This is a genomic window from Labedaea rhizosphaerae, from assembly GCF_004362825.1.
Taxonomy (GTDB): Bacteria; Actinomycetota; Actinomycetes; order Mycobacteriales; family Pseudonocardiaceae; genus Labedaea; species Labedaea rhizosphaerae.
In genome coordinates, this window is record NZ_SNXZ01000005.1 from 416,919 (window position 1) to 436,415 (window position 19,497).

General features: G+C 70.4%; 19 protein-coding genes. 13 read left to right on the top strand and 6 right to left on the bottom strand.

Features of this window, described 5'->3' with window-relative positions; genetic code table 11:
* Positions 1-2: 2 nt before the first annotated feature.
* The 10 genes from EV186_RS28565 (at position 3) to EV186_RS28610 (ending at position 9,426) form a co-directional block, all read left to right on the top strand.
* Positions 3-842 carry an MlaE family ABC transporter permease gene (locus tag EV186_RS28565; RefSeq protein ID WP_133852539.1) on the top strand — a complete coding sequence of 280 codons (840 nt, stop codon included), beginning with the start codon at positions 3-5 and terminating at the stop codon, positions 840-842.
* Positions 839-2,137, top strand: coding sequence for an MCE family protein (locus EV186_RS28570; protein WP_133852540.1), 1,299 nt, complete (start codon positions 839-841; stop codon positions 2,135-2,137). Before EV186_RS28565 ends, EV186_RS28570 begins: the two co-directional genes overlap by 4 nt.
* On the top strand, positions 2,134-3,153 hold the full coding sequence (locus EV186_RS28575) for an MCE family protein (RefSeq protein WP_133852541.1): 1,020 nt from the start codon (positions 2,134-2,136) through the stop codon (positions 3,151-3,153). The genes EV186_RS28570 and EV186_RS28575 overlap by 4 nt, the downstream gene beginning before the upstream one ends.
* A complete protein-coding gene (locus EV186_RS28580; RefSeq protein WP_133852542.1) occupies positions 3,150-4,163 on the top strand; it encodes an MCE family protein in 1,014 nt (337 codons plus the stop codon). Before EV186_RS28575 ends, EV186_RS28580 begins: the two co-directional genes overlap by 4 nt.
* Positions 4,160-5,293 (top strand): MCE family protein, encoded by a 1,134-nt coding sequence (locus EV186_RS28585; protein WP_243754329.1) that lies wholly within the window; start codon positions 4,160-4,162, stop codon positions 5,291-5,293. Before EV186_RS28580 ends, EV186_RS28585 begins: the two co-directional genes overlap by 4 nt.
* A 104-nt stretch (positions 5,294-5,397) precedes the next feature.
* Positions 5,398-6,432 (top strand): MCE family protein, encoded by a 1,035-nt coding sequence (locus EV186_RS28590; protein WP_279538334.1) that lies wholly within the window; start codon positions 5,398-5,400, stop codon positions 6,430-6,432.
* Positions 6,432-7,655: an MCE family protein gene (locus tag EV186_RS28595; protein ID WP_133852544.1), complete on the top strand. Its 1,224-nt coding sequence runs from the start codon at positions 6,432-6,434 to the stop codon at positions 7,653-7,655. The genes EV186_RS28590 and EV186_RS28595 overlap by 1 nt, the downstream gene beginning before the upstream one ends.
* Positions 7,656-7,664: 9 nt before the next feature.
* Positions 7,665-8,207 (top strand): hypothetical protein, encoded by a 543-nt coding sequence (locus tag EV186_RS28600; protein WP_243754330.1) that lies wholly within the window; start codon positions 7,665-7,667, stop codon positions 8,205-8,207.
* A 3-nt stretch (positions 8,208-8,210) separates the two neighbouring features.
* Positions 8,211-8,792 carry a hypothetical protein gene (locus tag EV186_RS28605; RefSeq protein WP_243754331.1) on the top strand — a complete coding sequence of 194 codons (582 nt, stop codon included), beginning with the start codon at positions 8,211-8,213 and terminating at the stop codon, positions 8,790-8,792.
* A 22-nt stretch (positions 8,793-8,814) separates the two neighbouring features.
* Complete coding sequence (locus tag EV186_RS28610; RefSeq protein WP_133852545.1) at positions 8,815-9,426, top strand: hypothetical protein; 612 nt, start codon at positions 8,815-8,817, stop codon at positions 9,424-9,426.
* Between the two features lie 37 nt (positions 9,427-9,463).
* Here the strand turns inward: EV186_RS28610 and EV186_RS28615 are convergent, their stop codons facing one another.
* Genes EV186_RS28615 through EV186_RS28625 form a run of 3 tightly spaced genes read right to left on the bottom strand, consistent with a single transcriptional unit; the run spans position 9,464 to position 13,022 of the window.
* Positions 9,464-11,563, bottom strand: coding sequence for a xanthine dehydrogenase family protein molybdopterin-binding subunit (locus EV186_RS28615; protein ID WP_133852546.1), 2,100 nt, complete (start codon positions 11,561-11,563; stop codon positions 9,464-9,466).
* Positions 11,560-12,558, bottom strand: a complete 999-nt coding sequence (locus EV186_RS28620; protein ID WP_133852547.1) for an FAD binding domain-containing protein — start codon at positions 12,556-12,558, stop codon at positions 11,560-11,562. The genes EV186_RS28615 and EV186_RS28620 overlap by 4 nt, the downstream gene beginning before the upstream one ends.
* Positions 12,555-13,022: a (2Fe-2S)-binding protein gene (locus EV186_RS28625; RefSeq protein WP_133852548.1), complete on the bottom strand. Its 468-nt coding sequence runs from the start codon at positions 13,020-13,022 to the stop codon at positions 12,555-12,557. The genes EV186_RS28620 and EV186_RS28625 overlap by 4 nt, the downstream gene beginning before the upstream one ends.
* Positions 13,023-13,097: 75 nt before the next feature.
* Here EV186_RS28625 and EV186_RS28630 point away from each other — a divergent pair, with 75 nt between their 5' ends.
* The 3 genes from EV186_RS28630 to EV186_RS28640 all read left to right on the top strand — a co-directional run bounded on the left by EV186_RS28630 (position 13,098) and on the right by EV186_RS28640 (position 16,310).
* Positions 13,098-13,844, top strand: a complete 747-nt coding sequence (locus EV186_RS28630) for an SAM-dependent methyltransferase (RefSeq protein WP_133852549.1) — start codon at positions 13,098-13,100, stop codon at positions 13,842-13,844.
* A 35-nt stretch (positions 13,845-13,879) separates the two neighbouring features.
* Entirely contained in the window at positions 13,880-14,473 is a 594-nt protein-coding gene (locus EV186_RS28635) for a hypothetical protein (RefSeq protein WP_133852550.1), read from the top strand.
* A 214-nt stretch (positions 14,474-14,687) separates the two neighbouring features.
* Complete coding sequence (locus EV186_RS28640) at positions 14,688-16,310, top strand: APC family permease (protein WP_208115825.1); 1,623 nt, start codon at positions 14,688-14,690, stop codon at positions 16,308-16,310.
* Position 16,311: 1 nt separating this feature from the next.
* Here EV186_RS28640 and EV186_RS28645 read toward each other — a convergent pair whose 3' ends face one another.
* From EV186_RS28645 to EV186_RS28655, 3 genes are read right to left on the bottom strand one after another with little or no spacing between them, the layout of a single operon-like run.
* Entirely contained in the window at positions 16,312-17,907 is a 1,596-nt protein-coding gene (locus tag EV186_RS28645) for an ABC transporter permease (RefSeq protein ID WP_166659377.1), read from the bottom strand.
* Positions 17,904-18,821, bottom strand: coding sequence for an ABC transporter ATP-binding protein (locus tag EV186_RS28650; protein ID WP_133852551.1), 918 nt, complete (start codon positions 18,819-18,821; stop codon positions 17,904-17,906). The genes EV186_RS28645 and EV186_RS28650 overlap by 4 nt, the downstream gene beginning before the upstream one ends.
* Entirely contained in the window at positions 18,811-19,473 is a 663-nt protein-coding gene (locus EV186_RS28655; protein ID WP_133852552.1) for a TetR/AcrR family transcriptional regulator, read from the bottom strand. The genes EV186_RS28650 and EV186_RS28655 overlap by 11 nt, the downstream gene beginning before the upstream one ends.
* Positions 19,474-19,497 lie beyond the last annotated feature (24 nt).

Below are 19,497 nucleotides of genomic sequence, written 5' to 3' on the forward strand. Positions count from 1 at the left end.
CCGTGGCGGACATCAAGGAGCGCACGAAAAGCGTGGTGGCGAGACCGTTCGACGCCCTCGAACGACTCGGCGACCAGCTCTGGTTCTACGTGCGGGCGCTGGCGTGGGCACCACGCACGCTGCGCCGCTACCTGGGCGAGGTGACCCGGCTGCTGGCCGAGGTGAGCTTCGGCAGCGGCGCGCTCGCGGTGATCGGCGGGACCATCGGCGTGATGGTCGGCATGTGCCTGTTCACCGGCACCGTCGTCGGCATGCAAGGGTTCTCGGCGCTGAACCAGATCGGCACGTCGGCGTTCGCCGGGTTCCTCTCGGCGTACTTCAACACCCGCGAGATCGCACCCCTGGTCGCGGGCCTGGCCCTGTCCGCCGTGGTGGGTTCCGGGTTCACCGCGCAATTGGGCGCCATGCGCATCGCCGAGGAGATCGACGCGCTCGAGGTCATGGCCGTGCCCAGCGTGCCGTTCCTGGTGACCACGCGGATCATCGCCGGGTTCATCGCGATCATCCCGCTGTACGTGATCGGCCTGCTCACCAGCTACCTGGCCGCGCGCACCGTCACCGTCTACGGCTTCGGGCAGTCGGCGGGCACCTACGACCACTACTTCGCGCTCTTCCTACCGCCCGAAGACGTCGTGTATTCGTTCGTCAAGGTGTTGATCTTCAGCGTCGCGGTGATCCTGACCCACTGCTACTTCGGGTACCGGGCCAGCGGTGGGCCCGCGGGCGTCGGCAACGCCGTCGGCCGCTCGGTGCGCACCGCGATCGTGACGATCTCCGTGCTCGACTTCTTCCTCAGCCTCGCCATCTGGGGCTCGACGACGACCGTGCGGGTGGCGGGATGAAGCTGTCGCCCCGGGGTGTTCGCCGGGCCAAGCAACTGGGGGGCTTGGCGTTCCTCGTCGTCATCGCGATGCTGGGGGCGCTCGCGGTGGCCATCTACGACAAGGCGTTCACCGACGTCGTCAAGGTCACCCTGCGCACCGACCACGTCGGCAACCAGCTGCGGGTCGGCTCGGACGTGAAGGTGCGCGGCCTGCTCGTCGGCGAGGTGCGGGCCATCCACGCCAACGGGCGCGCCAGCGGTGGTCTCGGCGGTGACGAGGCCGAGATCGAGCTCGCCCTGCAGCCGGACAAGGTCGACCTGTTGCCCGCCAACGTGTCCGCGCGGCTGCTGCCCAAGACCCTGTTCGGCGAGCGCTACGTCGACCTGCACCTGCCGGCCACCCCCGACGCGCACCACCTGGGCGAGAACTCGGTCATCCAGCAGGACCGCTCGACGAGCGCGATCGAGCTGGAGCAGGTGCTCAACAACCTGATGCCGGTGTTGCAGGCGGTGCGGCCGGAGAAGCTCGCGACCACCCTCACCGCGCTCTCGCAGGCCCTGGACGGGCGCGGCCAGAAGCTCGGCAAGACGCTGGTGTCGCTGAACTCCTACCTCGACCGGTTCAACCCGAAGCTGCCCGAGGTCACCGAGGACCTCGACCGGCTCGCCGACTTCGCCGACACCTACGCGACCGCGGCCCCCGACCTGGTGCAGGCGCTCTCGGACCTGACGGTGACCAGCCGGACGTTCGCCGACCAGCGCCAGCAGCTCGCCGCGTTGTTCACCGGCCTCACCACGGCCAGCGACGACCTGACCACGTTCCTCGCGGCGAGCGGGCCGAACCTGATCCTGCTGGCCGGCAACTCACGCAAGACCCTCGAGTTGCTGGCCGAGTACTCGGGCACCTTCCCGTGCCTGTTCGACCAGCTGAACCGGCTGCGCCCCCTGGTGGACAAGGCGTTCGGCGCCGGCACCAAGCAGCCCGGCGCGCACGTGCAGGTCACCGTGGTGCCCGGCCGTGGCAAGTACGTGCCCGGCCGCGACGACCCGTCCTACACGAAACACGGCGCACCCGAGTGTTACCTGGCCGGCGGGGTTTCCGCTCCGGTCAACCCGACCCCGGCCGCGACGACCGCCCCGGCGAAGGAGCCGGTGCCCACCGGTGACCTCGGCGTGCCCAACTCACCGCAGGAGCAGGAACTGGTGTCCGAACTGATCGCACCGTCGCTGGGTGTGGCGCCCGCGCAGGTGCCGGGCTGGAGCAGCGTGCTCGTCGGCCCGCTCTACCGGGGTGCGGAGGTGACGCTGAAGTGAAGAGCCTCGCTCCCCCGCTGATCAAGGGCCTGATCTTCACGGTCGTCACGGTCCTCGCCACCACGGTGCTGGCCATCACCATCGCCAACAGCTCGGTCGGCGACACGGTGACCTACTCGGCCGTGTTCGACGACGTGACCTCCCTCAACGACGGCGACGACGTGCGCATGTCCGGCGTGCGGGTCGGCCAGGTCGAGGACATGCAGCTGCAGGACCGCCGCCTGGCCAAGGTGACGTTCTCGGTGCAGGCCAAGCGGAAGCTGCCCGCCAGCGTGCACGCGGTGATCAAGTACCGGAACCTGGTCGGCCAGCGCTACATCGCGCTGGAGCAGGGCACCGGCGAGGTCAACGGCGTGTTGGCGCCGGGGGCGACCATTCCGCGGGAACGCACCCAGTCCGCTTTGGACCTGACGGCCTTGTTCAACGGGTTCAAGCCGCTGTTCCAGGCGTTGTCGCCCCAGGACGTGAACGCGCTCTCCGGCGAGATCGTGCAGGTCCTGCAGGGCGAGGGCGGCACCATCGACAGCCTGCTCGCGCACACCGCGTCGCTGACCAACACCCTGGCGGGCAAGGACAAGGTGATCGGCGAGGTGGTCGACAACCTCAACGCCGTGCTGGACACCGTGAACGCCCGCGGCGACCAGCTCTCCTCGCTGGTCACCACCACGCAGCAACTGGTGAGCGGCCTGGCCAAGGACTCCGTGCCGATCGGCAACGCCATCGACGCGATGGCCACGCTCACCACCACGACCGCCGGGCTGCTGGGCGAGGACCGGGCGCCGCTCAAGCAGAGCATCAGCGCGCTGAACACGCTGGCGGGCACCCTGGACGAGAACTCGCCGCTGGTGGACAGCTTCCTCGAGACGCTGCCCGGCAAGCTGGACGCCATCGGCCGCACCGCGTCCTACGGCTCGTGGTTCAACTTCTTCCTGTGCTCGGCCACCACCGACGCGCAGCCCGCGCCCGGCGGCTCGTTGCCCGGCATCCCGATCACCCAGTCGAGGTGCGTGGCATGACCAAGCCGCTCAAGGAACGCAATCCCGCGCTGGTCGGGCTGATCGGGTTCGTCCTGCTCGCGGTGCTCGGCCTCGGTGTCTACTTCGGACCCGACGTACCGCTGTTCAGCGGCACGTCGTACACCGCGCAGTTCTCCGAGGCGGCCGGGCTCAAGGTCGACGACGAGGTGCGGATCGCGGGCATCAAGGTCGGCAAGGTCACCGACGTGGACCTCGAAGGCGACCACGTGCGGGTGACGTTCCGCGTGCGGGACGCGTGGATCGGCGACCGGACCACCGCGGCCATCAAGATCAAGACGTTGCTGGGCCAGAAGTACCTGGTGCTCGACCCGCTCGGCACGCACGAGCAGGACCCGGACACACCCATCGGCCGGGACCGCACGATCGCACCCTACGACGTGACACAGGCGTTCCAGGGGCTCGCGAGCACGGTCGGCCAGATCGACACCGGTCAGCTCGCGGAGAGCTTCCGGGTCCTCTCCGACACGTTCAAGGACTCCCCCACCTCGGTGCACACGGCGCTGACCGGGCTGTCCGCGTTGTCCAAGACGATCTCCTCGCGCGACGAACAGCTGGCCAAGCTGCTGGCCAACACCCGCGCGGTCAGCACCACCCTCGCCGATCACAACGCCCAGTTCGCAGCGTTGATCACCGACGGGAACACGTTGCTGGCCGAGGTGGACAAGCGGCGCACGGCCATCGGCCAGCTGCTGCAGGGCACCAAAGCGCTGGCGCAACAGCTGACCGGGCTCGTGGCCGACAACCAGGCGCAGTTGCGGCCCGCCCTGGAACACCTCGACCACGTGACCACCGTGCTGCAGAAGAACCAGGACAACCTCAGCCGCGCCCTGGCCCTCGCCGGGTCGTACTACCGGCTGCTGGGCAACGCCACCGGCAACGGCCACTGGGTGGACGGCTACCTGTGCGGGCTGCTGCCGGTCGGCGCGAACACCAAGGACTGCAAGCCGCCGGCGAAGGTCGAGGCGCCGCTGGCAGGAGGTGGCCGGTGATCAGGTCGAGACGAACCTTGCTGCTGGTCAGGTTGCTCGCCGCTGTCGCGGTCGTCGCGGTGGCGGTGACCGGGGTGTTCGCGTGGATCTCCCACGGCACCAAGGGAACGCACGTCACCGCGTTCTTCACCTCGACCGTCGGCATCTACCCCGGCACGGACGTGCGGGTGCTCGGCGTGCAGGTCGGCACCGTGGAAACCGTTGAACCGCAAGGACGTCAGGTCAAGGTCACGCTGCTGGTGGACGACGACGTGGCGATCCCGGCCGGCGCCGGCGCGGTGCTGGTGGCCCCGGCTGTGGTCAGCGACCGCTACGTGCAGCTCACCCCCGTCTACACCGGTGGCCCGCGGCTGGCGGACAACGCGACGATCCCCGCCTCCCAGACCGGCACGCCGGTCGAGATCGACGAGCTGACCGACAACCTCAACCAGCTGGCCGCGGCGCTCGGCCCGCAGGGCGCCAACAAGGACGGCGCCCTGTCGGACGTGCTGCACACCGGCGCGGCGAACCTCGGCGGCAACGGCGCGGCCCTGCGCGACACGATCAACCAGCTCGGCCAGGCCACCCGGACGCTGTCGGGTTCGCAGGACGACCTCTTCGGCACCGTGGACGCCCTGCAGCGCTTCACGACGATGCTCGCGAGCAACGACGGCCAGGTGCAGCAGGTCAACACGCAGCTCGCCAGCGTGTCGCAGTACCTGGCCGGCGAGCGCGAGGACCTCGGCGCCGCCATGCAGGAACTGGCCATCGCGCTGGGCACCGTGCGCGACTTCATCGCCGAGAACCGCGGCCTCATCCAGGCCAACGTCACCAAGCTGGCCGGGATCACCCAGGTGCTCGTCGAGCAACGCGACTCGCTGGCCGAGACGCTGGACACGGCCCCGCTGGCCCTGGACAACGTGCTGAACGCCTACAACCCGGCCACGCACACCATCGACGCCCGCGGCAACCTGCTCGAGCTGATCGAGCCGGGCGTGCTGCTCAGCTGCTCGTCGAACGGGCTGACCGCGGCCGTGAACGTCCCTTGTGGACACAGCAGCCTGCCGCCGGCCACCGACACGCAGGCGTTGCCCGGTCTGCCGTTGCCCGCGGCCGGCGACCTCCACGGCGGGAAGGCGGGCAACAAATGACGTGTCAATGGCGCTCTCTTCGTTCGCGCGTGCCTCGGCCCCTTCATGGCCTGCCTCGCTCCGGTCGCGGGCGACCTCCACGAGACAGGCCGGGCCGACGCAGTCTGCGTTTCCTTGCCACGACGACAGCCTGTGCCACCCTGCTCGCCGGGTGCGGGTTCGGCGGCGCGTACGACCTGCCGCTGCCCGGCGGCGCCGACCTCGGCGATCACCCCTACCGGGTCACCGTGCAGTTCGCCGACGTGCTCGACCTCGTGCCGCAGGCGGCGGTGAAGGTCAACGACGTGCCGGTCGGGCGGGTCGAGGCCATCGACCTCTCCGACGACGGGTTCACCGCGCTGGTCACGGTCGCGGTCAACGGCGACGTCCACCTGCCCGCCGACGCGAGCGCCGAGCTGCGCCAGTCCAGCCTGCTCGGCGAGAAGTACGTCGAGTTGTCCGCGCCGGCCCAAGGCGGCCAAGGGGTCTTGGCCGATCACGCGACGATCCCGGTGGCCCGCACCAACCGCAACACCGAGGTCGAAGAGGTGTTCGGCGCGTTGTCGTTGCTGCTCAACGGCGGCGGCATCGGGCAGATCCAGAACATCTCCCGGGAACTCGACGGCGCGCTCTCGGGCAACGAGCCGCAGATCCGCTCGCTGCTGGCGAACCTGAATGCGTTGACCACCAACCTGGACGCCCACAAGGTCGAGATCACCCACGCGCTCGACGGGCTGAACAAGCTCGCGGGCAACCTGAGCGGCAAGAAGGACCAGGTCGCGGGCGTGCTCGACCACCTGAGCCCGGGTCTGCAGGTGCTGAACCAGCAACGCGGGCAACTGGTCACCATGCTGCAGTCGCTGCAGAAGCTCTCGACCGTGGCCGTGGACACCATGAACCGCAGCCGCGAGGACCTCCTCGCCGACCTGCAGGCGCTCGCGCCGACCCTGCAGAAGCTCGCCGAGGCCGGCGAGGACCTGCCGCAGTCGCTGCAGATCCTGCTCACCTTCCCGTTCAGCGACGCGGCGATGCCCGCCATCAAGGGCGACTACGTCAACGCGTTCCTGAACCTCGACGCGAAGATCACGCCGCCGGCCGTGGCCGATCCGAAGGCGCCGAAACTGCCCCTGCCCGCCGCGGACACAGGAGGCGGTCGCTGATGCTCACGGCAAAAGTGCGCGTGCAGGTGATCCTCTTCGTGGTGATCGCCCTCGCCGGGATCACCTACGTCGGCTGGAGCTACGTCGGTCTCGGCCGGCTCTTCGGCGGCTCCGGCTACCGGGTGACCGTGTCGCTGGCCGACTCCGGCGGCATCTTCACCAACGCCGAGGTCACCTACCGGGGCGTGCCGGTCGGCCGGGTCGGCGACATGCGCCTGAGCCCGACCGGCATCGACGTCGACCTGCAACTGGACTCCGGCACCGACATCCCCGACGACGTGGACGCGGTGATCGCCGACCGGTCCGCGGTCGGCGAGCAGTACGTGGACCTGCGCCCGCGCCGCGACGGCGGGCCGTTCCTGCGTGACGGGTCGGCGATTCCCGTGGACCACACGCAGACCCCGCTGCCGGTGACCACCCTGCTGACCACTGTGGACGGTCTGGCCTCGTCCGTGCCGACCCAGGACCTCAACACCGTGGTGACCGAACTGGACACCGCGTTGCAGGGCGCGGGACCGGACCTGCAGGTGTTGCTGGACACCTCCAGCAGCCTGACCACCAAGGCCACCCAGCACCTGCCGCAGACCACGGCGCTGATCACCGACGGCAAGACCGTGCTGCGCACGCAGAACGAGCAGTCCGCGGCGATCACGTCGTTCGGCGAGAGCCTCGTGTTGTTGTCCGCGCAGCTCAAGGACTCCGACGCGGACCTGCGCAAGATCCTGACCCAGGCCCCGCAGCTGTCCTCCCAGCTCTCCCAGCTGATCGAGGGCAGCCAGCCCGAGCTCGGCGTGCTGGTGGCGAACCTGCTGACCACCGCCGACCTCACGTTGCAGCGCGCGCCCGGCCTGGAGGAGCTGCTGGTCTCCTTCCCCCAGGCCGTTTCCGCGGCGTCCGACGTGATCCGCCCCGACGGCATCCACCTGGGTCTCGCGCTGGAGTTCTACGACCCGGTGCCCTGCGTGGCCGGTTACCAGGGCACACCGCGGCGCACCGGCGGCGACACGGGCAAGGGCAAGCCGTTGAACACCGACGCGCGCTGCACGCTGCCGCCGGGCAACGCGACCGGCGTGCGCGGCTCGCAGAACGCGCCGACGGGCCCGCGGCCGGTCGTGACCCGGCCGGATGCGGGCGGCTCGACGACCTTCGTGCCCAACCCGGCCGACACCCCGGACCTGCCCATGACGACATCGCTGGCCGGGCTGCTCGGCCTGCCCGGCTGAGGAGTGGCAATGGAAGAGGAGAAGAAGCCCCGGCCCCGCTCGGCTTCGATCGGCGGAGCGCGCGCCATCAGCACCGTGTTGCTCGTGGTGGCGGTGGCTTTCGCGGGCTGGACCGGGTTCCTGTGGCTGCGCGCGTCGAGCGACGACAGCCGCGCGTACGTGGCCGACCGGGATGCCGTGCTGCAGACCGGTTATCGCGACATCGCCACGTTGACCTCGCTCGACTACCGCCAGCCCGACGCGGGGCTCAAGCGGTGGGCGGACGTGTCGGCCGGGCCGTTGCACGAGCAGCTGGCGCAGACCAGCCAGCCGACCAAGCAGCAGCTGGCCGCGGCGAAGACCGTCACGACGGGCACGGTCGTGGACGCGTCGGTGACCGAGCTGGACGCGCGCGCGGGCACCGCCACGGTGATCGCGTCGGTGCGGGTGGTGGTGACGCCGGTCAGCGGGAAGCCCGTGACCAAGCGCAACCGGTTGCGGGCCGAGCTGATGCGGACCGCGGACGGCTGGAAGCTGAGCTCGCTCGGCCAGGTCCCGATGGGTGGTGTGTGAGCCGTGTCCGACTTGCTGGAACTCGACGACGTCGAGTCCACTGTGGAGCCGACGCCGGCCGGGCCGGGCCGTCTGCGTGCGTTGCTCGGCCAGGTCCGCCGCCTCCCGGTGGTACTGACCGCGCTCGCCGTGCTGTTCGCCGCGGCAGGCGGGTTCTTCCTCGTGCGCTACGAGCAGCTCGCGAAGGTGGACAACGTCGCGTTGCTGGACACCGCGACCACCGCGTCGGTCAGCGGCCAGGTCAGCCAGGCCCTGACGGCCGTGCTGTCCTACCGGTTCGACGACACCGCTGCCACCGAGCGGGCCGCGGCGCAGGACCTCACCGGCCGCGCCCGCCAGCAGTACGACCAGCTGTTCGCGCAGGTGCGTGCGCAGGCGCCGGCGCAGAAGCTGGTGCTCACCACCCGCGTCGTGTCGATCGGCGTCACCAGCATCACCGGCGACACCGCGCGGCTGCTCGTGTTCGTCGACCAGTCGGCCACCCGCGGCGACAACCACGCCGCGAGCGCGTCGGCCGCGCAATTGAGCGTCACCGCCACGAAGGTCGACGGCCGCTGGCTGGTCAGCGACCTGCAACCCCGTTGAGAAATCCCCTATTGGAGGTTCCATGCCCCGCAGATCCCGCCTGCGCAAGCTGGCGACGGTCGCCGTCGGTCTCGCCGTCGGCGCGGCCGCTGCCCTCGTCGGCACCGGCACCGCGTCGGCCGCGCCGATCACCCTCACCTACGACGTGACCGGCGTGACCCACATCAAGAAGACCGACTCGGACATCACGCTCGGCCCCGGCGCGCTGAAGTCCACTTTGAACGCTCCCGACCCCACGCTCACCTCGGAGCTGACGCTGCCGACGGCCCACTCGAAGTTCAACGCGCTGGGCTTCCTGCCCACGTCCGCCGACATCGACTTCCTGCCCGACGGCCCGGCCATCGGCACGGTCAGCGCGACCCAGGTCACCGCGACCGCGCAGGTGACCATCCGGGTGCACAACGTCTGGTCCGGCGGCCTCCCGGTGATCGTCGGCAGCAACTGCAAGACCGAGGTGCCCGCGACGATCTCGCTGGTCAGCCAGCCCGGCTTCAACGTGCTCATCGGTGGCGACCTCACCGGCACCTACACGATGCCGGAGCTGGACAACTGCCTGCTGGTGACGGGGCTGCTCAACGCCCTGATCGCCGGGCCGGACAACACCATCAACCTGCATCTGGCAATCCACAAGTAGCTCGACCGCGTGGCGGTGGCGGTGCGGCCACCGCCGTTCACGGCAAGTGCGGCAGCAGCTTGTCCAGCGTGATCGGCAGGTCGCGGACGCGGACGCCGGTCGCGTGGTGCACGGCGTTGGCGACCGCCGCCGCGGTGCCGACGATGCCGATCTCGCCGATCCCCTTGACGCCCATCGGGTTCACCTTGTCGTCGTGCTCGTCCAGCCAGTGCGCCTGCAGGTCGGCGACATCGGCGTTGGTGGCGACGTGGTACTCGGCGAGGTCGTGGTTGACCACGTGCCCGAACCTCGGGTCCATGACGCTGGTCTCGTGCAGCGCCATCGACAGGCCCATCGTCATGCCGCCCTGGAACTGCGAGCGCGCGGTCCGCGGGTTCACGATCCGGCCCGCCGCGAACACACCCAGCAGCCGCGGCACGCGGATCTCCCCGGTGTCGGCGTTGACGTGGGCCTCGGCGAACTGCGCCCCGAACGCGTACATGGCGTAGCGCTCGGCCATCGGGTTCTCCGACACCGAGCCCTCGGCCTCGTCACCGTCGGCCGGGTCGTCGCCGAACTTCTCCCGGAATGCGTGCGCCGCCTCGACCACGGCCGAACCCCACGTGATCATGCCCGACGACCCGCCCGCCACCGATGCCATCGGGTACGCGGTGTCTCCGATGCACACCTGCACGTCGGCCACCGGCACGGCCAGGGCGTCCGCCGCGATCTGCGCCAGCGTGGTCCACGTCCCGGTGCCCAGGTCCGCGGCGCCGATCTCCACGACGTAGCGCCCGTCCTCGCACCGGATCGTCGCCGTCGACTGCGGCATCTGGTGCACCGGGTACACCGAGGACGCCACCCCGGTGCCGATCAGCCAGCCGTCCCGCAACCGCACACCCGGTCGCGGATCCCTTTCGTCCCAACCGAAGCGGGCCGCACCCTCGCGCAGGCACGCCACGAGGTTGCGGCTGGAGAACGGGTGGCCGGTGTCCGGGTCGACCTCCGGCTCGTTGCGGATGCGCAGTTCGACCGGGTCGATGCCCAGGGCCTCGGCCAGCTCGTCCATCGCGACCTCCGGACCGAACATGCCGGGGCACTCCCCCGGCGCCCGCATCCACGAGGGCACCGGCACGTCGAGCGCGGCCAGCCGGTGGGTGGTGCGCCGGTTCGGGGCGCGGTACATCGTCCGGGTCGGCACGCCGGTCTGCTCGGCGAACTCCTTGATGCGCGAGGTCTGCTCGACCACGTCGATCGCGATCGCCGACAGGACACCGTCGCGGTTCGCGGCCAACTGCATCCGCTGGATCGTCGGCGTCCGGTACCCGGCGAGCGCGAACATCTGCGGACGCGTCAGCGCGAGCTTCACCGGCCGCCCCGGCACCGCACGCGCGGCCGCCGCCGCCAGGATGACGTGGGCGTGCGGGGTGCCCTTGGAGCCGAACCCGCCACCCACGTACGGGCACACCACGCGCACCTGGTCCTCGGCCAGGCCGAAGACCTCGGCCACCGTCGACCGCGCCGGGTGCACGCCTTGGGTGGAGTCCCACAGCGTCAGGTCGCCGCCGTCACCCGCGGGCTGCCACAACGCCGTCGTGGCGTGCGGTTCGAGCGGGTTGTTGTGGTACATCGCGGTCGTGTAGGTCTGCTCGACGGTCACGTCGGCCGACGCCATCGCCCCCGCCACGTCGCCGACCGCGGTGTCGGTCTCGAAGGCCGGGTTCACCTTGTCCGGCTTGTACAGCTCGCCGTCCGGGTCGAGGACGCAGTCGTGCTCTTGCTCGTCGTAGTGGACGGTCACGAGGTCGGCCGCATGCCGGGCGGTCTCCGAGGTCTCGGCGACCACCAGGGCGATGACCTGGCCGCGGAAGGCCACGTCGCCGCTCTGCAGCACGGCCAGTTCGGCGTCCTCTGTGGACGCCAGCCGTTCGGCGTTCTCGTGGGTCAGCACCGCGATCACGCCGTCCAGTGCCTCGGCCGCCGCGGTGTCCACCGACGTGACGCGACCACGGCCGATCGTCGCCTGCACGGGGTGGGCGTACGCGGCGTTGTCGACCGGCGCTTCGTAGGCGTAGCGCGCGGCTCCGGTGACCTTGAGCGCACCGTCGCGCCGGCGCAGGTCGGTGCCGATCGCCTTGGGTTCCAGCAGGCCGGTCATCGGTTCACCCCCGTCAGCTCCCGCAGCACCGCGACGAGCGTCCTGGTGAGCAGCGGGATCTTGAAGGCGTTGCCGCCGTCGATGCCCTCGAGCGGTGCCGCGTCGGCGAGTTCCGCCTCGGCGGCGGCTCGGAAGGCGTCCACACCGGCGGTCTGGCCACGCAGCGCGTCCTCGGCCCGCGTGGCGCACCACGGCTTGTGCGCGACCCCGCCGAACGCGATCCGGGTGTCGCGGATCGCGTCGCCGTCGAGGTCCACCGCCGCCGCGACCGACACCAGGGCGAAGGCGTACGACGCCCGGTCGCGGACCTTCCGGTAGGTCGAGCGCCGGGCCATCGGCAGGTCCGGCAACCCGATCGCGGTGATCAGGTCACCGTGGTCGAGCACCGTGTCCTTGTCCGGCCGGTCGCCGGGCAACCGGTGCAACTGTCCGAACGCGACGGTGCGCTCGCCGTCCGGGCCGAGCAGGTGCACGGTCGCGTCGAGGGCGGTGAGCGCGACCGCCAGGTCCGACGGGTGGGTCGCGACGCAGTGCTCGGAAGCGCCGAGGATCGCGTGGTAGCGCGTGTAGCCGCCGATCGCCGAGCAGCCCGACCCGGGTTCACGCTTGTTGCACGGCGTGGTCACATCCTGGAAGTACACGCACCTGGTGCGCTGCAAAGGATTCCCGCCCGTCGTGGCCATGTTCCGCAGCTGCCCCGACGCGCCGGACAGCAACGCCTGAGCCACCAGCGGATACCGTTCGCGCACCCGCGGGTCGGCGGCGAGGTCGCTGTTGCGCACCCCCGCGCCGATCAGCAGGCCGCCGTCCCGCTCGGTGATCTCCGCCGAGGTCAGCGACGTGACGTCGACCAACGCGCCCGGGCGGGCAACCCCGAGCTTGAGGTGGTCGACGAGGTTGGTGCCACCGCCCAGGAACACCGCGTCAGGGTCGTCCGCCACCTGCCGGACGGCGTCGCTCGCGGTGGTGGGCGCCTGGTAGGCGAACGGCTTCATCGCTGCTCACCTGCCGCCTGCTCGACGGCGGCCACGATGCCCGGGTAGGCGCCGCAGCGGCACAGGTTGCCGCTCATGCGTTCGGCCACCTCGGCGCGGCTCAGCTCGCCGTCACTCTCCTCGAGGACGCCGACCGCCGAGCAGATCTGGCCGGGGGTGCAGTAGCCGCACTGGAAGCCGTCGTGGTCGATGAACGCGCGCTGCACGGGGTGCAGGTCGCCGTTCGCGAGGCCCGCCGCGGTGGTGACTTCGGCGCCGTCGGCGGCGACGGCCAGCATCAGGCAGGACAGCACCCGCCTGCCGTCGACCAGCACCGTGCAGGCGCCGCACTGACCGTGATCGCACCCCTTCTTCGGGCTGGTGTTGCCCAGCCGTTCGCGCAGGGCGTCCAGGACCGTGGTGCGGGTGTCGACCGTGACCGGCTGGTCCGCCCCGTCGACACGCAGCGTGATCTCGGCATCCATGCCGGACTGGCTACCCACGCCGCGCCCGCGATAATCCGGTTGGCCGCGGTCGCCGCCGCTGCCTACCCTCGCGCGGTGGATCTTCCCCGCCAGTTCACCATCCGCGAGAGCAGCCACCGGGTGCGCAACCCGATCGACGAGGCGAAGCTCGCCACCTTCGGCGCCGCCCTGCGGTTGCCGCCCGGCAGCAGCGTGCTCGATCTCGCCTGCGGCTCGGGCGAGTTGCTGTGCACGTGGGCGCGCGATCACGGCTGCACCGGCCTCGGCGTCGACATCAGCACGGTGTTCTTGGCCTCGGCTCGTGCCCGTGCCGAGGAGCTGGGCGTTGCGTCGCAGGTGTCGTTCGTGCACGCAGATGCCCGCGGCTACGTGGCTTCCGCTCCGGTCGACGTGGCCGCGTGCGTCGGCGCCACCTGGATCGGCGATGGTGTCGAAGGCACGGTTTCGTTGCTGCGCCAGAGTTTGCGCCCTGGCGGGGTGATGGTCGTAGGCGAGCCCTACTGGCGGCTGCCGCCACCCGACCAGGCGACGATCGAAGGCTGCGACGCCCTGCACAGCGAGACCTTCACCTCGTTGCCGGAGTTGGTCGAACGGTTCGGCGCGTTGGGCTGCGATGTGGTGGAGATGGTGCTCGCCGACCAGGACAGCTGGGACCGGTTCGAGGGGCCGAAGTGGCTGAACCTGCGTCGCTTCCTCGACGCCAATCCGGACGACGACCTGGCCGACGAGTTCCGGGCCGAACTGCGGACAGCCGCGCTGAACCACGTCCGCTACCGCCGCGAATACCTCGGCTGGGGCGTCTTCGCCCTCATGGATCGCTGACTGCGTTCAGTAGTGACACCAGTACCATCTGCGCCGTGACCGAGGTGAGCTCGCAACGGATCGTCATCAACCTCGCCGGTCAGCTCCGGCGCGTGCTGAACTCCAGCTCGATCATCATCGGGATATTTGGGCTTCTCGGCGTTTACGGCGCCGTGTACACCACGATCTTCAGCGATGGCATCAACGTGGTTCTGGCGATCTTGTTCATGGGGCTGCCCGGCCTGCTGTTCGTGTCGATGTGCGTGATCGGCCTGACCAAGCCGATCAACGGTCGCACGTTGACCATCGACGCCGTAGGCTTTCACCACTGGCAAAAAGGCACCATCCCGTTCACGGTGCGCTGGTCGGAGCTGGCTGGCATCACCGTGGTGATGGCATACCGGCGGATGCCGGGCACCTCGAACACCCTGTCGAACACCACCATCGCTCCCGTGATCGCCTGGCTCGACTGGTACCCGGCCGAAGGCGAGCCCCGGCCCCGCAGCAAGGAAATAGCTGGATTCTGGGAACGGGCCGGCGCCGAGGGCCACTACCGCATGGACCTGCCGGCCCGCCGCACCTTGGCCCGGTGGATCAGCGAAGCCGTCGCCACGTACCACCCGGAGCTGTGGCTCGACGGCACCGACTGACACGCCGGGATCAGCCGGTTCCGACTCGCCGGCCCGCCGCATCGGCCGCCGAACGAGCCGACCTCGCGGGCTTGCGTCACGAGGATCGATATCGGCAGCTGCTGATGGGCGGTCAGAAGGCGCTTGGCGTCGATCGAGCAGTGGCGACGTTCCGGCCCGAACTGTGGCGCAACGACGTGCCCGATGGTGGTCCCAACTCCTGAACGGACTGGCGGTGATCGCGCACAAGCGCTGGGATGACCTGATGGTCGAGCAACAGGTTGTCGTCCAGGAACGCAGGTTGCGGCGGGATCTCGGGGTCCTCGGGCTCACGTCGATCGGCTTCTCCAACATCGTCGGCTCCGGCTGGCTTTTCGCGGCGATGTACGCCGCGCAGATCGCCGGGCCCGCCTCGCTCCTGTCCTGGGTGGGGGCCGGGTTGCTCTGCGCGCTGGTCGCGCTGGTGATGGTGGAGCTCGGCGCGTCCCGCCCGGAGGGTGGCGGCACCGTGCGCTGGCCGCTCTACGCCAGCGGCCGGCTCGTCGGGTCGGTCATCGGGTGGTCGACGCTGCTCTCGGTGGGCGGCACCGCCGCGGAGATCACCGCGATCATGCAGTACGCCGGGCACTATCTGCCGTGGCTCTACGCGGACGACGAATTGACCGTCGGCGGCGTGTTCGTGGCGGTCGCGTTCAGCGTGGTGCTCACCGCGATCAACTGGTACACCGTCAAGGCGTTCGCGCGGTTCAACAACTTGGTGACGGTGATCAAGCTGGTCATCCCGGTGCTCACCATCGTCGCGCTGCTCGCCTCCGGTTTCCACCCCGGCCGGCTCACCGACCACGGCGGCTTCGCCCCGTACGGCTACGGTGCCTGCCTGAGCGCGCTGGCCGCGGGCGGCATCGTCTACTCCGTCAACGGGTTCCAGGCCCCCGTCGACTTCTCCGGCGAGGCCCGCAACCCCCGGCGCACCGTCCCGGTCTCGGTGCTCGCCGGCATCGGGCTGGCGGTGCTGGTCTACATCGGACTGCAGCTGGCCTTCCTGTTCGCCGTCCCGGACAACCTGCTCGGCAACGGCTGGCACGGCGTGGACTTCGACTCACCGTTCGGCCAGCTCGCGCTGCTGCTCAACCTGCACTGGCTGGCCAACCTGCTCTACGCCGACGCGGTCCTCTCCCCCGGCGGCTCGGCCAATGTCGGCGTCGCCATCGACGCCCGGCACACGTACGCGCTGGCCAAGAACGGCCTGATCCCGCGGTGGTTCATGGCCGTGCACGAGCGCTCCGGCATCCCGCGCCGCGCGCTCGCGCTGAACCTCGCCGTGATCGTCGTGTTCCTGCTGCCCTTCGGCGGCTGGCAGGACATCGTCAGCGTGATGGGCGACATGTACCTGTTGATCTACACCGCATCCGCCGTCGCGGCGGCGGTGCTGCGCGGGCAGGACGCGGACCGGCTGGCCGGCTGGGTGCCGGGCCTGAGCTGGATCGCGCCGGTGAGCTTCGTCGTGGCCGCTGAGTTCGTGTACTGGTCGGGCTGGGACGACCTGAAGATCGCGCTACCGCTCGTGCTGATCGCCGTGCCGCTCTTCCTGGTGCAGCAGTGGCGCCGTGGCAAGCCGATCGGGATCGAACTGCGGATCGGCGCCTGGGTGGTCGTGCACCTGCTGGTGATCCTCGCCGTGTCGTGGCTCGGCACGTTCGACGGCAACGGCCGGATCGGCGCGCCCTGGGACTCGATCCTGATCGCCGTGGCGTCGCTGGCGGTCTACGGGTGGGCGGTCGCCTCCGGACGCGCCCACCTCCGCTCGGGTCTCGGTGAGGTCGACCCCATCACTGTCGACCCGATCACGGTCGACTGATTCACGCGGTCACGTCGCGCCGACGCCAGCCGGCCAGTCCGCCGGCGGCCAGCACGGCGGCGATCACCACCAGAACCACCACCGGCAACGCGTTGGCCGCGCCGCCGGGCAGGTGCGGCACGTGGGTGAACGGCGAGAGGTCCAGCAGCCACTGGTCCAGCCGCACCGCGGGCCCGACCAGGCTCAGCACCATGCAGAGCACCAACGCCACCCACGCCGCCATCGAAGCCCTTGGCAGCACACCGAAGAACAGCACGGCGATGCTCGCCAGCACCCACACCGCCGGCAACTGCACCACCGCCCCGGCGAGCACGCCCGGCAGCTGACCGCCGACGTCGTGCACGTTGAGGCCGTGCGCGAGGCCCATGGTCAGGCCCGACGCGAGCAGCACCACGGCCGGGCCGAGCAACGCGAACACCAGGTGCGAAGCCGCCCACCGGGTCCGGCCCGCCGCCGTGGCCAGCACCGGCTCCAGGCGACCGCCGGCCTCCTCGCCGCGCATCCGCAACGCGGCCTGGATCCCGTACGCGCTGGCCACCAGGCCGAACAGGCTCGTCACCGACGCCAGGTAGTTGTCGATCAACCCCTGCGCGCCGCCGAGCCGGGCGAAGACCTGGGCCATCTCCTTGCTGTCGTTGACCAGGTCGCCCACGCTCGACGCCAGGTAACCCATCACGATGCCCAGCACGGCGAAGCCGATCGTCCACCCGGCCAGCAATCCCCGGTGCAACCGCCAGGCCAGCCCGAACGGCGAGCGCAACGCCGGGCCGGCCGAAGCGGGTCCGAGCCGGGCCGGCAGCAAGCCGGAGCCGACGTCGCGGCGCGCGGACAAAGCGGCGGCCAGCGCGGTCAGTAGCACTGTGAGACCGACGAGGACCAGCACCGGCCACCACTGGTTCGCACCGAACGGCCGGATCGCCTCCAGCCAGCCCAGCGGCGACACCCACGTCAGCCAGCTCAGGCCGTTCGAACCCAGGCTCGCGATGTCACCGACCATCCGCACGACGAAGGCCGCGGCGATCACGCCCATGGCGATACCCCTCGCACCGCCCGCGCCCGTGGTCAACTGCGCCGCCACCGCCGCGATGCCGACGCCGATCCAGCCGGCCATGGCCATCGACATGCCCAACGCCCATGCCCCCGACGCGGGCAGGTCCTGGCCGGTGAGGCCAACGGCGAGCACGACACCGAGCAGCAGGCACGCCACGGCCGTGGTGAGCACGGCGGCCGCGAGCCCGGCGTGCCGGCCGACCACGGTCGAGCCGAGCAGCTCCCGGCGACCGGCTTCCTCCTCGGTGCGGGTGTGCCGGATGACCGTCAGCACCGCCACGATCGCGATCACGATGGGGATGAACCCGCCACGCCAGGCGACGAGTTCGCCGAGACTCGATCCGTGCAGCCGGCCGTACAGGGCGACGAAACCGGCGTTGTGCGCGCTCAAGTCCGCGTAGCTCTGGCGTTGCGGTGCCGTGGGGAACAGGCCGTTGATCGCGCTGACGTAGCTCAGCGGCACCAGGCCGATGAACAGCACCCAGATCGGCATGAGCACGCGGTCGCGGCGCAGGATCAGCCGGACCATCTTCATGGTGCCGGTCACGGGGCGACCACCGCGGGAACGCGCACCTCGTCGCCGTAGTGGCGCAGGAAGAGCTCCTCGAGTGTCGGTGGCTGGCTGACCAGGCTGGTCAGGCCCGCCGCGGTGAGCGCGCGCATCGCTGGGTCCAGCGACGCGGTGTCCACGTCGAAGCGGATCGAGCGGCCGTCGGTGACCAGGTCGTGCACGCCGGGCAGCTCGGCCAGACCGTTCACGTCGCCGCTCACCTCGGCCTTGATCGTGGTGCGGGTCAGGTGCCGCAGCTCCGCGAGCGTGCCCGACTCGACGGTCCGGCCTTCGCGGATGATCGTCACGCGGTCGCACAGCGCCTCGACCTCGGACAGGATGTGGCTGGACAGCAGCACCGTCCGGTCACCGCGCCGCTTCTCCTCGGCGATCGCCTCCCGGAAGACCTCTTCCATCAAGGGGTCCAGGCCCGAGGTCGGCTCGTCGAGCAGCAGCAGCGGCACGTCCGAGGCGAGCGCGGCGACCAGCGCGACCTTCTGCCGGTTGCCCTTGGAGTAGCTGCGGCCCTTCTTGCGCGGGTCGAGGTCGAAGCGCTCGAGCCACGCGTCGCGCCGCCGCTTGTCCAGCCCACCGCGCATCCGGCCGAGCAGGTCGATCACCTCGCCACCGCTGAGGTTCGGCCACAGCGTCACGTCGCCGGGCACGTAGGCGAGCTTGCGGTGCAACTCGGTGGCCTGGCCCCACGGGTCGCCGTCGAGCACGCGCACCGTGCCGCCGTCGGCCCGCAGCAGGCCAAGCAGGATCCGGATCGTGGTGCTCTTGCCCGCCCCGTTCGGCCCCAGGAACCCGTGCACCTCCCCGGTGCGCACGCTCAGCTCCAAGCCGTCGAGCGCCTTGGTAGCGCCGAAGCTCTTGACCAGCCCCGCCGCGACGATCGCGTCACCGCTCATCGTGTGTCCCCGTCTCCCTTTCTCGTTTGCCGGCGCGGAATTCATCGAGACGGGCCTGCGCCGCGGCGGCGTCCTCGAGGCTGAGCAATGGATGCGAGTAGAGGTCGACCAACGTCTTGGCCAGCAGCAGGTCGCCGTCCTCGCTGAAGACCGGCACGCCCAGACCACGCGAAACGTGGTGGTGCAGCACGGAAATCGACAAGGACATGGCGGTCAGCACGGTGGCGCGGGCACGCCGGTCGACCGGGACCGGATCGGACCGCTCCTGGTCGAGGAGCACGAGCCACTGCTCGGTCAGCTTCACGATCTCGTCGAAGACGAGCCCGGCGGAGCCGTCGGCCAGCGAGCGGGCCAGGTACGCCTGGTAGGGCCCGATGACCGACCGGATCGTGCCGATGTAGTTGACCTTGCCCGGCGTGGAGTCGGCCAGCACGTCGGCGTTGAGCTTGCGGATCGTCTGCAGGATGAACTCGTCGCACGCGTCGCGCAGGTCCTGCTTGCTGCCGAAGTGGTGGCGCAGCAAGCCGGACGACACCCCGGCCCGGTCGGCGATGCCGCGGATCGTGGCCCGCTCGTAGCCGTGTTCGCCGAACTCCAGCACGGCGGCCTCACGGATGCGCGCTCGCGCCGTGAGGTCGGCCTGGTCGGTCACTGGACAGTCCCTACACGCACGTGT